12 protein-coding genes are annotated in these 13,615 nt (G+C 70.6%); 6 read left to right on the top strand and 6 right to left on the bottom strand.

Features of this window, described 5'->3' with window-relative positions; genetic code table 11:
* Positions 1 to 135 precede the first annotated feature (135 nt).
* The 6 genes from PBV52_RS02745 to PBV52_RS02720 form a co-directional block, all read right to left on the bottom strand.
* Complete coding sequence (locus tag PBV52_RS02745; RefSeq protein WP_274236645.1) at positions 136 to 1,101, bottom strand: fumarylacetoacetate hydrolase family protein; 966 nt, start codon at positions 1,099 to 1,101, stop codon at positions 136 to 138.
* Between the two features lie 103 nt (positions 1,102 to 1,204).
* A complete protein-coding gene (locus PBV52_RS02740) occupies positions 1,205 to 2,191 on the bottom strand; it encodes a cyclase family protein (RefSeq protein WP_274236644.1) in 987 nt (328 codons plus the stop codon).
* Positions 2,192 to 2,248: 57 nt separating this feature from the next.
* Positions 2,249 to 3,265, bottom strand: a complete 1,017-nt coding sequence (locus PBV52_RS02735) for an amidohydrolase family protein (protein WP_274249242.1) — start codon at positions 3,263 to 3,265, stop codon at positions 2,249 to 2,251.
* A gap of 2 nt (positions 3,266 to 3,267) precedes the next feature.
* Positions 3,268 to 3,747, bottom strand: a complete 480-nt coding sequence (locus tag PBV52_RS02730) for a DoxX family protein (protein ID WP_274236643.1) — start codon at positions 3,745 to 3,747, stop codon at positions 3,268 to 3,270.
* A gap of 226 nt (positions 3,748 to 3,973) precedes the next feature.
* On the bottom strand, positions 3,974 to 4,414 hold the full coding sequence (locus PBV52_RS02725) for a cytochrome P450 (RefSeq protein WP_274236642.1): 441 nt from the start codon (positions 4,412 to 4,414) through the stop codon (positions 3,974 to 3,976).
* 432 nt (positions 4,415 to 4,846) lie between these two features.
* On the bottom strand, positions 4,847 to 5,905 hold the full coding sequence (locus tag PBV52_RS02720) for a fumarylacetoacetate hydrolase family protein (RefSeq protein ID WP_274236641.1): 1,059 nt from the start codon (positions 5,903 to 5,905) through the stop codon (positions 4,847 to 4,849).
* A 335-nt stretch (positions 5,906 to 6,240) separates the two neighbouring features.
* Here PBV52_RS02720 and PBV52_RS02715 point away from each other — a divergent pair, with 335 nt between their 5' ends.
* The 6 genes from PBV52_RS02715 to PBV52_RS02690 all read left to right on the top strand — a co-directional run bounded on the left by PBV52_RS02715 (position 6,241) and on the right by PBV52_RS02690 (position 13,604).
* A complete protein-coding gene (locus PBV52_RS02715) occupies positions 6,241 to 7,206 on the top strand; it encodes a LysR family transcriptional regulator (RefSeq protein ID WP_274236640.1) in 966 nt (321 codons plus the stop codon).
* A 174-nt stretch (positions 7,207 to 7,380) separates the two neighbouring features.
* Entirely contained in the window at positions 7,381 to 7,518 is a 138-nt protein-coding gene (locus PBV52_RS02710; RefSeq protein ID WP_274236639.1) for a hypothetical protein, read from the top strand.
* A 265-nt stretch (positions 7,519 to 7,783) separates the two neighbouring features.
* Complete coding sequence (gene boxC / locus PBV52_RS02705; RefSeq protein ID WP_274236638.1) at positions 7,784 to 9,451, top strand: 2,3-epoxybenzoyl-CoA dihydrolase; 1,668 nt, start codon at positions 7,784 to 7,786, stop codon at positions 9,449 to 9,451.
* Between the two features lie 4 nt (positions 9,452 to 9,455).
* Positions 9,456 to 10,877: a benzoyl-CoA 2,3-epoxidase subunit BoxB gene (gene boxB, locus PBV52_RS02700; protein WP_274236637.1), complete on the top strand. Its 1,422-nt coding sequence runs from the start codon at positions 9,456 to 9,458 to the stop codon at positions 10,875 to 10,877.
* Between the two features lie 11 nt (positions 10,878 to 10,888).
* A complete protein-coding gene (locus tag PBV52_RS02695) occupies positions 10,889 to 12,481 on the top strand; it encodes a benzoate-CoA ligase family protein (protein ID WP_274236636.1) in 1,593 nt (530 codons plus the stop codon).
* A gap of 109 nt (positions 12,482 to 12,590) precedes the next feature.
* Positions 12,591 to 13,604 (top strand): NAD(P)/FAD-dependent oxidoreductase, encoded by a 1,014-nt coding sequence (locus PBV52_RS02690; RefSeq protein ID WP_274236635.1) that lies wholly within the window; start codon positions 12,591 to 12,593, stop codon positions 13,602 to 13,604.
* Positions 13,605 to 13,615 lie beyond the last annotated feature (11 nt).

Below are 13,615 nucleotides of genomic sequence, written 5' to 3'. Positions count from 1 at the left end.
GCATGACGACGCACGACCACCGGACCGGGCGCCGCCCCTGACGGACGGCGCCCGGCGGTGCGCTCATCGACGCGCGCCTTCGCGCTCACCGGACTTCGCCCCCCGGCGAAGCACCACGCTCACGTCACCGCCCGCTCACGACAGCCGCTTCCTTGCCCGTGGCCGTGGCCGGGCGGCGCGGACCGGCGGCAGCTGGAGGCTGGGGACGACCCGGTTGCGGATGGTACCGATGCCCTCGACGGTCATCTCCACGACGTCGCCGGGCCGCAGCGGCGGCGGATCCGGGCGGCCACGGAGGCCCCACAGCTCGGCCAGGCAACCGCCGTTCCCGCAGGTGCCCGAGCCGAGGACGTCCCCGGCGCGGACCTCGCTGCCGCGGGATGCGTAGGAGACCAGCTCCTCGAACGGCCAGCCCATGTTGGACAGCAGGTCATGCCCGATCTCGGTGCCGTTCACGGAGACCCGCATCTCGAGGGACAGGAAGCCCTCGTCGTCCCGGTACGGCTCCAGTTCGTCGGCGGTGACCAGCCACGGGCCCAGGGTGCCGGCGAAGTCCTTGCCCTTGGCCGGGCCCAGGCCGACCTTCATCTCCCGGCGCTGCAGGTCGCGCGCAGACCAGTCGTTGAGCACCGTGTAGCCGAAGACGGCATCACGGGCCTGCTCCGGACTCAGCGACGCGCCGCCCCTGCCGACGACTGCGGCGACCTCGAGCTCGAAGTCGAGCAGCTGTGAGCCGGGCGGGACGGCGACATCGTCATGGGCACCGACGAGCGCGTAGGGGTTGGTGAAGTAGAAGGTGGGTGCCTCGTACCACTCCGGCATCACTGCGCCGTCGGTCATGCTCCGTACCACCCCCTCCACGTGCTCCTCGAACGCCACGAAGTCCCGCACGGTGGGCGGGGCGAGCGGCGGCAGCAGCCGGACGCCGTCCACCGGCACGGCCCGCGTCTCCAGCGCCGTGCCGCCGGTCTCCAGCGCGGTCGGCAGCCCCGCACGTACGAGGTCGAGCACCGTCGTCCCCTCCGGGAGGGCGTGCAGCCCTGCCTCGGAGACGACACCCGAAAACGTTCTGCCCTGGGACTCCCAGGTCGCGAACTTCATCGACCCGGACCGGCGAGGTGGAGGGGCGGCGGAGTGAGCGTGTTCGACGGACGTCGGTCGACGATGACGTCGTGCACCACGGGCACGGTGGGCTCCTTACCCGTCATTTGACGGCGAGGGGGTTGACCGGTGCGCCGACGGCGCCGGTCACGGGCAGGGGGGCGGCCACGAGAAGGAACTCGTAGACGCCGTCTGCGGCGCAGTCGGCGGCCAGGGTGTCGAGGTCCCACAACTCCCCGATGAACAGGCCGATGTGCGGGATGGCAACCTGATGCAGCGGCTGGAAGGCGGCATCGAACTCGTTGGGGCGAACCTCGAAGCCCCAGGTGTCGGTGGCGATTCCGGCGATCTCGGAGGAGTGCAGCCAGTCGGCCGTGGCGAACGACAGACCGGGGGCGGGACCGCCCGCGTAGTCGCCCCAGCCGTCGCCCGCGGCGATGCCACGCCGGGCCCGGGTGAGCTGGCCGGTGCGGACCAGCAGCAGGTCGCCGCGGCCGACCCGGGCGGTCTCACCTTGCGCGGCGATGGTCGCCTCGAGGTCTTCGGCGGTGATGGCGAAGCCGTCCGGCAGTTCGCCCTCGGCTCCGATCGCCCTGCCGACGTCGAGCAGCACGCCCCGGCCGGCGATCCTGTCGGCCACGGTCTCGATGCCGGTGAGCCTGTCTCCCTCGCTGGTCACCACCTGTGAGGCGCGGCGTCCGTTGTAGGCCGTGCCGTGGTCGAAGATGTGGCCGAGGCCGTCCCACTGGGTGGAGGCCTGCAGCGGCATGAACACCACGTCGTCCGCGCCGCCGAGCCCGTGCGGGAACTCCGCCGGGCCGAATTCTGCGTCCAGGCCGGAAGAGAGCATGGTGTGCACCGGGTTGGTGCGCCGCCGCCACCCCTTCTGCGGACCTTCCGCGTCGAAGCGCTGGGCCAGCGAGAAGCTCACGCCGCGGCGGGCCAGCCGCGCGCCCTGTGCCCGTTTGGCCTCGTCGAGGAAGTTCAGCGTGCCGAGGACGTCATCGGCGCCCCAGCGGCCCCAGTTGGAGACGCGCTTGGCCGCGGCCGCGATGGCCCCTTCGGGATCGGAGCGGTCGAACGTGGTCACAGGTCTTCCTCCGTGGAGTTCCGATCAAGGATCGGCAGCAAGGTCATCGGGGCTTCGTCATGGGTGCGCGGTTCCCACCGCCGGGATCGGACCCAGGAGGCGGGCGGCGTTGCCACCGCGGATGGCGTCGGTCGTGGCCTGGTCGAAGCCGGCCGCCTCCAGGCGGTCGAGCGGGTCGACCACGCCCATGTCGAAGGGGTAGTCGCTGCCGAGGATCACCTGACTCGCGCCCATCGAGCCGACCAGGTGCCGCAGCTGCTCAGTGGTGTAGACCAGCGAGTCGACGAAGGTGCGGCGCAGCAGCGCGGACGGCGGCTCGACGGTGGTGTGCGCGTCGGAGCGGGCCGCCCAGGCGTGGTCGGCGCGGACCATGTAACTGGCCAGGTAGCCACCGCCGTGCGCGGACCAGATCTTCAGCCGCGGGTGCCGCTCGAGCAGTCCGGAGAACACGATCCGGGACAGCGCGAGAGCGGTTTCGGTCGGGTTGCCCACGCTGTTGAACAGGTAGTAGGCATTCAGCCGCTCGCCGAGGGTGCAGCCCCAGGGGTGGATGAGCACGGCGGCGCCCAGTTCCTCGGCGGCGGCCCAGAAGTCGGCCAGCGACGGGTCGTCGAGTTCCCGGCCCGGGCCGGCGGAGGTCGAGATCTGCACCCCCCGCATACCGAGGTCGCGGACCGCTGTCACCAGCTGCCCGACCGCCAGGTCGGGGTGCTGCAGCGCTACGGCTCCGATCGGAAGCAGCCGAGTCGGTTCCTTCGCGCACAACGCGGCGATGCCCTCGTTGCCCACCGCGACGATGCGGGTGGCCAGCTCCCGGTCGGCCCACGCATGGGGCAGCGGTACTGCGCTGACCGCCTGCACCTGCACACGCGCGGCGTCCATCGCGGCCAGCCGCAGGTCGAGGTCGACCAGCTTCGGCCCGAGCTCGGCGATCTGCTTCAGGTTCACCGCCAGGGACGCCCCGCCGAGGGTGGCCGCGTCGATCTCCCGCTGCCGTGCCAGGCCCGGCTGCCCCTCGATCAGCGCGTCGACGGCCGGTACGCCCGCATGGGCGTGCACATCGACGGTGGGCATGCTCACGGCGCCACCACCTCATCCGTCCGAGCCGGCTGGGAGCGCTGATCCCAGCCGTTGTCCCAGCCGATCAACCTGTCCGGGGACACGGGCCCGGGGCCGGCGAGCAGCACGAGGATGAAGCCCGCCATGATGAGGAGTGGAACCTGCGCGCCGATGCTCTCCGCCGTGTTCTCCGGCGCGAGCCCGAACTGCACCTCCCACGAGAGGGCGAGCGCCATGTGCACGATCGCCGGGATCGCGACGATCCGCGACAGCAGGCCGAGGACGAACATGCCGCCTCCGACCACTTGCAGCAGGATCGCCGCCCAGCCGATGAGGCCGGGGAACGGCAAGCCGAAAGCCTGGCGAGCGAGTTGGCCGAACTCTGCGGGAGAGTAGTGGAAGCCGTGCGCGATCAGGGTGACCCCGGCGGCCACGCGTACGACGAGTGGTGCCAGAGGTCTGAGGCGCTGGACAGGTGGCAGGGGAACGATCGCCATGTCTGTTTCTCTTCCCGTGGGTTGACGGAGTGGATGAGCGTTGGGGAAAGCCGCGCTCGTGGATCGGCGACCGGATCAAGCGGTCGCTCGCGAGCCGCGGCCGCCCACGGGCCGCACAGGAAAGGCGGGTTGGGCGAGGGGTCAGTTGTCGTGGTCGGCCGCGCTCCGGAGACGGACCGGCACCCTCTCGAAGCCCCCGCCCAGCAGGCCCACGTCGTTCTGGGGCTCACCGGTGAGCTCGGTGGACGTCGTCCACACCGACGCACTTGTGGACGCCGTGGCCGAAGCCGAGGTTGCGGTTCTGGCTCCGGTCGAGGACGAACTCGTCGGGGTTGTCGAAGGCCTCGGGGTCGCGGTTGGCGGCGGCGAAGTTGAGCCCGACGGGGCAGCCCCGCGGGATGGTGCGGCCGTGCAGTTCGACGTCGGTGGCGGCCATCCGGCCGAGTTCGTGGAGGGGCAGGTCGAGGCGGATCATCTCCTCCACTGCCGTCGGTGTGAGGTCGAGCAGCTCCCGCGCGGTCTCTTCGGGAAGGTTGAGCAGCGCCGCCAAGGCCTGGGCCGAGACAGGCCTGCAGAGCGTGGGATTCACGTCGGCCTCCCCGGCGGCGAGGAGCGTCTCGATGTGCTCGACGGCGTAGCGCCGGATGAGCGGCTCGAGCGCGGCCATGCGGTCCGGCCTGAAGTAGCGGTTGAGCATGCGCCGGAACAGGCCGTGCTCGGCGAGTTCAAGGTGATGGGGATCTGGTCGCCGAGCGGCATCCCGATGAACGGGGTGGTCGAGGGGTCGCTGCGGAAGCGTGCTGTGTCCAGGGCGGCGGCGCTGACGTCCGCGTACCGGGTCAGGGTCGCGTGCGTTTCGGGGGTGTCGCTGAAGGCGACCGGGCACTCGCGGCGCAGACGGGTGTACTCGGCGTACCGCTCGGGTGGGCGGAGCCCACCACCGAGGGAACGGCCCCCTCGGTCCTCCTCCGGGTACCAGTCCGGTTCGACATGTGTCTCGGCGGTGGACGACATGGTGCACCTCGCTCTCCGGCGGATCAGAAATCGCTTGGGTGGGGCCGACCGGGTTGGCCAACCGAGCTCAGTCGGTCGGCCGAGCTCAGTCGGTCGGGAAGCGGCCGAAGTGGGGCTTGCGGCCCTGCAGGACCTCGGCGACGCAGCGGTTGCGCTGCCGTCCGAGGTAGGTGATCTCACTGTCGATGACGTCTCCGTCGCGCAGGAAGCGACCGTGGTGCTTGCCGTTCCCGGGCGGAGAGCCCATGAAGATGATGTCCCCGGGCGTCAGCCGGACATGCTCGGAGGCGTACGCCACGAACTGCGCCGGGTCGAAGATCATGTCGCCGGTCGGCCAGTCCTGCATGACCTGGCCGTTGACCTTCAATGTGGTCCGGATGGTGTCGTCGAGCGTGAAGAACTGTGCGGGCACGACGAACGGCCCCGCCGGCTTGAACGCAGGCTGGTGCTTGCCCATCCAGTCGAAGCCCCAAGGGATGTCGGTGCGGCGGAACTGGTCGACTGTGCCGAGGTCGTTGACGATCGTGTAGCCGGCGATCAGCCCTGTCGCCTCGTCCGGGGTGAGGAACCGACCGGTGCCGCCGACGACGACCCCGAGTTCGAGCTCCCAGTCGGGCTCGTCGCCCAGGGCCGGCAGCACGACGTCGTCGGTCGCCCCCACGAGCGAGGAGTGCATCCCGACCCAGGCGAAGGGAATCCCCTCTCGCGACCGGCGCTCCATGAACGCGAGATTGCGCTGGAAGAACTCCTCGTCGGTCTCGCCCGCTCGGCGGTTGTGCTGGTTGAAGGCGTTCTTCGTCAGCATCTGCGCCGAATGCGTCTTGTAGTTGGCGCCGGCGCCCAGGAGGTTGGGATGGCTGAGCGGCGGCAGCGCACGCAGCTCCGCCAACGGCCGCGTCGGTCGGGAGGAGTCGGTCCACACCTCCTCGAGGAACTGGAGGTTCGTCGTCCAGTCGGCGAAGACCTCGTGCAGGTCGTGGAACCGGTCGGACAGGTCGGTGACCATGCCTTCGGCGGTCACGAGGGCCGGGAAGGCACGCGTCTCGCCGGCGAAGGTACCGAGCGCGAAGGTTCCCGCGCGCAGTCCGGTCGCCGGGTCGACCGGGTGTTCCGGAGCGCGCGTGACAGGGGTGGTCTCAGTCATGGGTCACGTTTCCGTTTCGGTGACACTGGGTCGTGCGGGACGCACGACACCTGGACGGCGGAAAGTCATGGATCACCTTTCGCCATGGGGCTGTCCGACCGTTCCGGCGGACGACAAGGAGCCCGGAGGGCGGGCCGGCCGGAGGATGATCTGATTGTGAACCGGGCCAAGATGCCTGGGATATGCTCAGCCTTGTATGCGACCCATCGACGGAATGGATGCTCAGGCATCGACCGGCCGGTGCGGGTCGTTCGGCGAAGGCCTCGGAGCCGCACTGCTGTGCTGGTGGGCTCGCCGGACCGCGCCTGAAACAGAAGCCGGGGGAGGACACCGCGGTGACGTACAACTCGACTCCGAGCCCGACGGCAGGTGGACGCGCCCCAGAGCCGTCAGGCCGGATACTGCGCAACCAGGACGTGGCGACCCTGCCCGTGCTGCGTGCCCTGCTGGTCGAGCGCAACGTCACCCGGGCCGGCGAGTCCCTCGGCCTGAGCCAGCCCGCCACCAGCGCGGTGCTGGCCCGCCTTCGTCGCCGGTTCGGCGACCAGCTGCTGATCCGGGTGGGCCGGGACTACGAGCTCACGCCGCTGGCCGCCAGCCTGCTGTCACGGATCGAGTCGGCCACCGAAGCGCTGGAGCGCGTGTTCGGCGACGACTTCGACCCCGCGACGACCAACCGGCAGTTCTCCCTCGCGCTCTCCGACTACACCGTCGCCATCCTGTTCGAGGAACTCAACCGGATTCTGGCCGAGGAGGCCCCCGGCGCCGGACTCGACCTTCGCCCCCTCACCACCAGCTCCCACCTTGACGCCGACGCCCTGATCCGGCACACCGACGGGGTGGTCCTGCCGCACGAGCTGGTGCAGGGCTATCCCGGCCGGCTCCTGCTGCGCGACCGCTGGGTGTGCGTCGTGGCCGACAGCAACACCGTGATCAGCAGCGAGCCGACCCTGGCCGAACTCGCTGTCCTGCCGTGGGTGAGCCAGTTCACCCACTCCGACCCGGCCAGCTTCCCGGCGCTGCGCCACTTGCGGTCGAATGGCATAGAGCCGCACGTGGAGGTGGTGACCGACAGCTTCCTCTCGGTCCCGTTCCTGCTCGCCGGCAGCAACCGCGTCGCCTTCCTTCAGGAGAGACTCGCGCGACGCCTGGCACCCGTGGCGCCCGTGCGGATCCTGCCGAGCCCGGTGGACATCGGACCTCTCAACCTGTCGCTGCGATGGCACCCGACCATGAGCGACGATCCCGGCCACCGATGGTTCCGTGATGCGCTGGGGCGTGCGGCGGAACGCGTCGCCTAGCGAATCGCCGCCCAGCCAATTCCGGTATCCGACGCATCCGGACGGCGAGCGCGTTGCCGCCGACGGTGGTGTGCGATACACGGGTTCGTCGCCGACCTCCGCCGTCGAGGGCCACGGGGGTACGGCCGAGTGTGCTCGGTGCTCCGAAAGACTGTGTCGGGCTCGTTGCGGACCATGAACACCCAGTCATCCGCGAGCTGCGCGATCCTGACGACTCCGGAGTACCACGACCGGTTCGCGCGGCTGTTCATGGCCCCCGCCGCGCAGGCGGCCCCGGCACCGCTCCGGCCGATCCCCTCGCGGCACTCGTGAAGTGGGCCGAGAAGGGCGAGGCCCCGAAAACCCTGCCGGGCCGATAGGAGACTCACGCGGCCGCTGTGCCGCCGGCCGGCCGTCCCTCGCGACGGAGCACGGCAGTACGACGACGCCACCACATTCCGCCGCGCCGCGTCGCGCCGCGACGTACGGCTCGCAGTGGCAGTACGCGGCCAATGTTCTACAGAATCTTGACGCGCTTGATTTCTTCTGTAGAAGATTCTCTCATCGATACCCGTACTGGCGCGAGGAGGCGCTCGTCATGGTGGTGGTGTCCTTCGACCGCAGTCCGGACGCGTACCGGCACTGGAAGCTGAGCATCGACGGGCCGGTCGCATGGCTGGAGATGGACGTCGACGAGCGGGGCGGCCTGGTCCCCGGGTACGAGCTGAAGCTCAACTCCTACGACCTGGGCGTGGACATCGAGCTGTACGACGCGCTCCAGCGGCTGCGGTTCGAGCACCCCGAGGTGCGGTCGGTGGTGCTGACCAGCGCCAAGGAGAAGGTCTTCTGCGCCGGGGCGAACATCCGGATGCTGGCGGCCTCCTCGCACCACTGGAAGGTGAACTTCTGCAAGTTCACCAACGAGACCCGCAACAGCATGGAGGACGCCTCGGAGAACTCCGGGCTCACCTTCATCGCCGCCGTCAACGGCTCGTGCGCGGGGGGCGGTTACGAGCTCGCGCTGGCCTGCGACCGGATCCTGCTGATCGACGACAACTCCTCGGCGGTGGCGCTGCCCGAGGTCCCGCTGCTGGGCGTGCTGCCCGGCACCGGCGGGCTCACCCGGGTCACCGACAAGCGGCGCGTGCGCAAGGACCTGGCCGACCTCTTCGCCACCCGCCCCGACGGCGTCCGCGGCAAGACGGCGGTGGACTGGCGGCTGGTCGACGAGGTCGTCCCGCGCCGGGACTTCCGTACGATTGTCGAGCAACGCGCCCGGGAAGCAGCCGAACACAGCTCCCGCCCGGCCGACGCCCAGGGCGTCGAGCTGACCCCGCTGGGGCGCGACGTCACCGAGGGCGGCATCGCCTACCGGTACGTCCGCGCCGAGTACGACCGCCCGCTCGGCCTGGTCCGCATCACCGTGCGGGGGCCCGACGGGGACGCCCCCGCCGACGCCACCGCGATCCACGCCCAGGGCGCCGACGGCTGGCTGCTCGCCCTCACCCGGGAGCTCGACGACCTGATCCTGCGGCTGCGGGCGAACGAGATCGAGCTGGGCACGTGGGTGCTGTGCACGGAGGGCGACCCCGAGCGCGTACTGGCCCATGAGCGGGCCGTACTCGCAGCCGCCGCCGAGGGCGACTGGCTGGCGGGCGAGATCGTGCACTACTACAAGCGCACTCTGAAGCGGCTCGACGTCACCAGCCGCAGCCTCATCGCGCTGATCGAGCCGGGGAGCTGCTTCGCCGGGCTGCTCCTGGAGCTGGCCCTCGCCTGCGACCTCCAGTACATGCTGGACGGCCCGCCCGTCGACGACCCGGACAGTGATGCCCGCGCCCAACTTACGCTCTCCGAGGCGAACTTCGGCACCTTCCCCATGGGCAACGGCCTGACCCGTCTCCAGTCCCGCTTCTACCAGGAGGACGACCACCTCGACTGGTTGCGCCGAGAAACCGGGCACCCCCTGAACCCCGCCCAGGCCCGCGAACTCGGCCTCGTCACCGACGCGCCCGACGACATCGACTGGGAGGACGAGGTCCGCATCGTCCTGGAGGGCCGGGCGGCGCTGAGTCCCGACGCGCTGACCGGGATGGAGGCCAACCACCGGTTCGTGGGCCCGGAGACCCTTGAGACCAAGATCTTCGGCCGGCTCACCGCCTGGCAGAACTGGATCTTCATACGCCCCAACGCCTCCGGCCCGGAGGGCGCGCTGCGCCGCTACGGCACCGGTCAGAAGGCGGTCTACGACCGGAAGCGAGTGTGACCCGATGCCCACGAGGATCGACTACGACTCCCGGATCCCCAACAACGTCGCCCTCGCCGACGACCGGCGTCTCCAGCGGGCGCTGGAGGGCTGGCAGCCCAAGTTCCTCAACTGGTGGGGCGAGATGGGCCCGACCCTGGAGAACCACGGCGTCTACCTGCGCACCGCCGTGTCGGTCGGACGCGACGGGTGGGCCCACTTCGACCACGTCAATGTGCCCGACTACCGGTGGGGCATCTTCCTTTCCGAGCGCGACCCCGACCGCCGTATCGCCTTCGGCGAGCACAAGGGACAGCCGGTCTGGCAGCAGGTGCCCGGAGAGTACCGCGCCGACCTGCAGCGACTCATCGTCGTTCAGGGCGACACCGAGCCCGCCTCGGTCGAGCAGCAGCGGCTGCTGGGACTGACCGCTCCGAGCCTGTACGACCTGCGCAACCTCTTCCAGGTCAACGTGGAGGAGGGCCGGCACCTCTGGGCGATGGTGTACCTGCTGCACGCCTACTTCGGGCGGGAGGGCCGCGAGGAGGCCGAGGCGCTGCTCTTCCGCAATTCCGGCAGCCCCGACTCGCCGCGCATCCTGGGCGCGTTCAACGAGGAGACCGCCGACTGGCTGGCTTTCTACATGTTCACGTACTTCACCGACCGGGACGGCAAGTACCAGCTCGGCTCGCTGAAGGAGAGCGCCTTCGACCCGCTGTCGCGGACCTGCACCTTCATGCTGAAGGAGGAGGCGCACCACATGATGGTCGGCACCACGGGCGTCGACCGCGTCGTGACCCGCAGCGTCCAGCTGATCCGCGAGCACGACACCCTGGACATCGCGGCCTGCGGCGGCATCCCGCTGGACATCATCCAGAAGTACATCAACTTCCACTACACGGTGTCCCTGGACCTCTTCGGCGGCGAGACCTCCACCAACGCGGCGAACTACTACACCGCCGGGCTCAAGGGTCGCTGGCAGGAGGAGCGCCGCAAGGACGACCACCGGCTCACCGACGACAGTGCGTTTCTGGACAGGCCGGAGGCCGACGGCAGTTGGTCCCAGGAGGAGGTCCCCGCGCTGCTCGCCCTCAACCTGGACCTGCGCGACGAGTACATCGCCGACTGCGAGAACGGCCTCAAGCGCTGGAACCGGATCCTGGAGGGTCACGGCATCGACTTCCGGCTGAAGCTGCCGCACCCTGCTTTCAACCGGAACGTCGGCCTCGCCGCCGGCCACCACGTCACCCCCGACGGCGCGATCGTCGACGAGCAGATCTGGGAGGCCGGCCGCCGCCACTGGCTGCCCACCGCCGAGGACCTGGCGTTCGTCCGGTCGCTGATGCAGCCGGTGTACGAGCGCGGGAAAATCGCCCACTGGGTCGCGCCGCCGCTCAACGGCATCAACGGCCAGCCGTTCGACTACGAGTACGTCCGACTGGTGTGAGGTGAGCCGGGATGCCTGAGGTGTTCAACACGGCGGACTACCTGGTCGACCGGCACCTGCGGGAGGGCAACGGCGCCCGCACGGCCCTGGTCACTCCCACGCGGGCGCTGACCTACGAGGAGCTGGCGGCGGAGGTCCGCCGGGTCGCGGCCGGACTGCGGGCCCTGGGCGTACGGCCGGAAGAGCGTGTCCTGCTGTGCATGGTGGACGACGTGGAACTCTTCACGGGCATCCTCGCCGCCTTGCACATCGGCGCCGTGGCCGTCCCCGCCTCGACCATGCTCACCGGCCCCGAGCTGGGCAAGCTGATGTCGGACTCGCGCTGCCGGATCGTGCTGGGCTCCGCCGAGTTCGCCCCCGTCGTCCGGGTGGCGCTCCAGGCGGCGCCGGAGGCGGAGCACGCCGTCCTGACCGGCGACGACTGCGCAAGACTGCCGGACCACGTCCGGGGGCGCACCTGGCGGCAGATGCTGGACGCGGCAGGGGACAGCGAGCCGTATCCGACCTGGCCGGACTCGCCCGCCCTGTGGCTGTACACCTCCGGCACCACGGGCACGCCCAAGGCGGCCATGCACCGGCACATCGACATCAAGGTGGTCGCCGAGAACTACGGGCGGCAGGTGCTGGGCATCGGGCCCGGGGACCGCTGCCTGTCGGTCGCGAAGCTCTTCTTCGCGTACGGCATCGGTAACTCCATGTTCTTCCCGCTGGCGGCGGGCGGCACGGCACTGCTGGAACCCTCCAGACCGTCCGCCGCGCTGTTCGCCAAGCGGGCGGCCGGCGACCGGGCCACGGTCCTGTTCGGCACGCCCAGCTTCTTCGGGCCCCTGCTCGCGAGCGCCGACATCCCGGACGACGCCTTCGCCACCGTACGGCTGGGCGTCTCGGCCGGTGAGGCACTGCCCGCGCGGATGTACCACGGGATGCTGCAACGGTTCGGCGTCGAGGTGCTCGACGGCATCGGCTCCACCGAGATGCTGCACATCTTCATCTCCAACCGGCCGGGCCGGATCCACCCGGGCTCCTCCGGCGAACCCGTCCCCGGCTACCAGGTGGAGCTGCGCGACGTAGAGGGCCGAGTGGTGGAGGGCGACGGCACACCCGGAGAGCTCCACGTCCGCGGCGAGTCCGCCGCCACCGGCTACTGGTGCCGGGCCGGGACCACCCGCCAGGTCTTCCTCGGCGACTGGGTGCGCACCGGCGACACCTACCTCCGCAACGCCGACGGCACCTACACCTGCATGGGCCGCACCAACGACCTGCTCAAGGCGGGCGGCATCTGGGTCTCCCCGGCCGAGGTGGAGGAACGCCTCCTCGCTCACCCGGACGTGGCCGAGGTCGCTGTAGTGGGCGTACCGGACGCGGACGGTCTGGACAAGCCGGTCGCGTGTGTGGTGCCGAAGCCCGGCCGAGAGGTCGATGCGGGCGCGCTCGTCGCCTGGTGCCGGGAGGGCCTGGCCGCGTTCAAGCGACCGCGCGGGGTGATCGGGCTGCCGGAGCTGCCGCGTACGCCCACGGGGAAGATCCGCCGCAACGTGCTGCGTGCCATGGCGCGTGACGGGTCGTGGGCAGAGGCGCCCGCGTCACCGGTATCCCGGGGCTGAGCCGACGGCGTCTTCGCCCCTACGCCCCGGACCCCTCTCCTCGGACGCCGGAGGGGCTGACAACCCTCCGCCGGAGGGCTGATTCCACCATGCGACAAGGAGGACGCGCATGTCCCCGCCTGCCGCGGATCACAGCACGGATCTGCTCATCGTCGGCGCCGGCCCCACCGGTCTCTTCGCGGCCTATTACGCCGGTTTCCGCGGCCTGTCCGTGACCGTGCTGGACTCGCTGCCCGAGCCGGGCGGCCAGATCAACGCCATGTACCCGGAGAAGCAGATCTTCGACATCGCCGGGTTCCCCGCAGTACGGGGACGGGAGCTCGTCGACCGGCTCCTGGAGCAGGCAGCACCCTACGACCCGTACTACCTGCTCGGTCACCGGGCCGAGACGCTGGAACGGACCGCCGAGCGCGGCTTCGCCGTGAGCACGCACCAGGGCGTGCGGGTGCGGGCCCGGGCCGTGCTCCTCACCGGCGGCATCGGCACCTTCACCCCTCGCCCGCTGACCGCCGCCGCGTACGAGGGGGCCGGGCTGGCGTACTTCGTGCGCCGGCCGGAGGAGTACGCGGGCCAGGAGGTGGTGATCGTCGGCGGCGGGGACAGCGCCTTCGACTGGGCCCTCACCCTGCACCCGCTGGCCGCGTCCGTCACCCTGGTACACCGACGCGACGCCTTCCGCGCGCACCCCGCCACGGTGGCCGCCGTGCAAGCCCTCGGCGTGGAGATCATCACCGAGGCGGAACTGACCGCTGTCGTGGGCGACGGACAGGGCCTCGAGGCTGTCGAGATCACGCAGCGCGACGGGCGGACCCACCGCCTGTCCTGCCGGCGGATCATCGCCGCACTCGGCTTCACCGCCAACCTCGGACCGCTCCTCGGCTGGGGCATCGACATCGCGAACCGGCGCCACATCCCGGTCGACTCGGCCATGCGGACGTCCGTCCCCGGGATCTACGCGGCCGGCGACATCAACGACTACCCCGGCAAGGTGCGGCTGATCGCGGTCGGCTTCGGGGAGGCGGCGACCGCCGTCAACAACGCCGCGCACCACATCGACCCCGAGCAGCCGGTGTTCCCCGGCCACTCCACCGACGTTCCCACGGCGGCCGCGACCGCCGCCTAGCACGGAAGAAG

The organism is Streptomyces sp. T12 (assembly GCF_028736035.1).
Classification (GTDB): Bacteria; Actinomycetota; Actinomycetes; order Streptomycetales; family Streptomycetaceae; genus Streptomyces.
The sequence above is the reverse complement of the archived record's forward strand: the minus strand, read 5'-3'. Positions and strand labels throughout refer to the sequence as shown.

What these genes read in the sequence shown, in the direction of transcription:
- PBV52_RS02745 (WP_274236645.1), bottom strand. Translation starts at nt 1,101, where the DNA reads ATGAAGTTCGCGACCTGGGAGTCCCAGGGCAGAACGTTTTCGGGTGTC.
- PBV52_RS02735 (WP_274249242.1), bottom strand. Translation starts at nt 3,265, where the DNA reads ATGCCCACCGTCGATGTGCACGCCCATGCGGGCGTACCGGCCGTCGAC.
- PBV52_RS02730 (WP_274236643.1), bottom strand. Translation starts at nt 3,747, where the DNA reads ATGGCGATCGTTCCCCTGCCACCTGTCCAGCGCCTCAGACCTCTGGCA.
- PBV52_RS02725 (WP_274236642.1), bottom strand. Translation starts at nt 4,414, where the DNA reads ATGGCCGCGCTCGAGCCGCTCATCCGGCGCTACGCCGTCGAGCACATC.
- PBV52_RS02720 (WP_274236641.1), bottom strand. Translation starts at nt 5,905, where the DNA reads ATGACTGAGACCACCCCTGTCACGCGCGCTCCGGAACACCCGGTCGAC.
- PBV52_RS02710 (WP_274236639.1), top strand. Translation starts at nt 7,381, where the DNA reads ATGAACACCCAGTCATCCGCGAGCTGCGCGATCCTGACGACTCCGGAG.
- boxC (WP_274236638.1), top strand. Translation starts at nt 7,784, where the DNA reads ATGGTGGTGGTGTCCTTCGACCGCAGTCCGGACGCGTACCGGCACTGG.
- boxB (WP_274236637.1), top strand. Translation starts at nt 9,456, where the DNA reads ATGCCCACGAGGATCGACTACGACTCCCGGATCCCCAACAACGTCGCC.
- PBV52_RS02695 (WP_274236636.1), top strand. Translation starts at nt 10,889, where the DNA reads ATGCCTGAGGTGTTCAACACGGCGGACTACCTGGTCGACCGGCACCTG.
- PBV52_RS02690 (WP_274236635.1), top strand. Translation starts at nt 12,591, where the DNA reads ATGTCCCCGCCTGCCGCGGATCACAGCACGGATCTGCTCATCGTCGGC.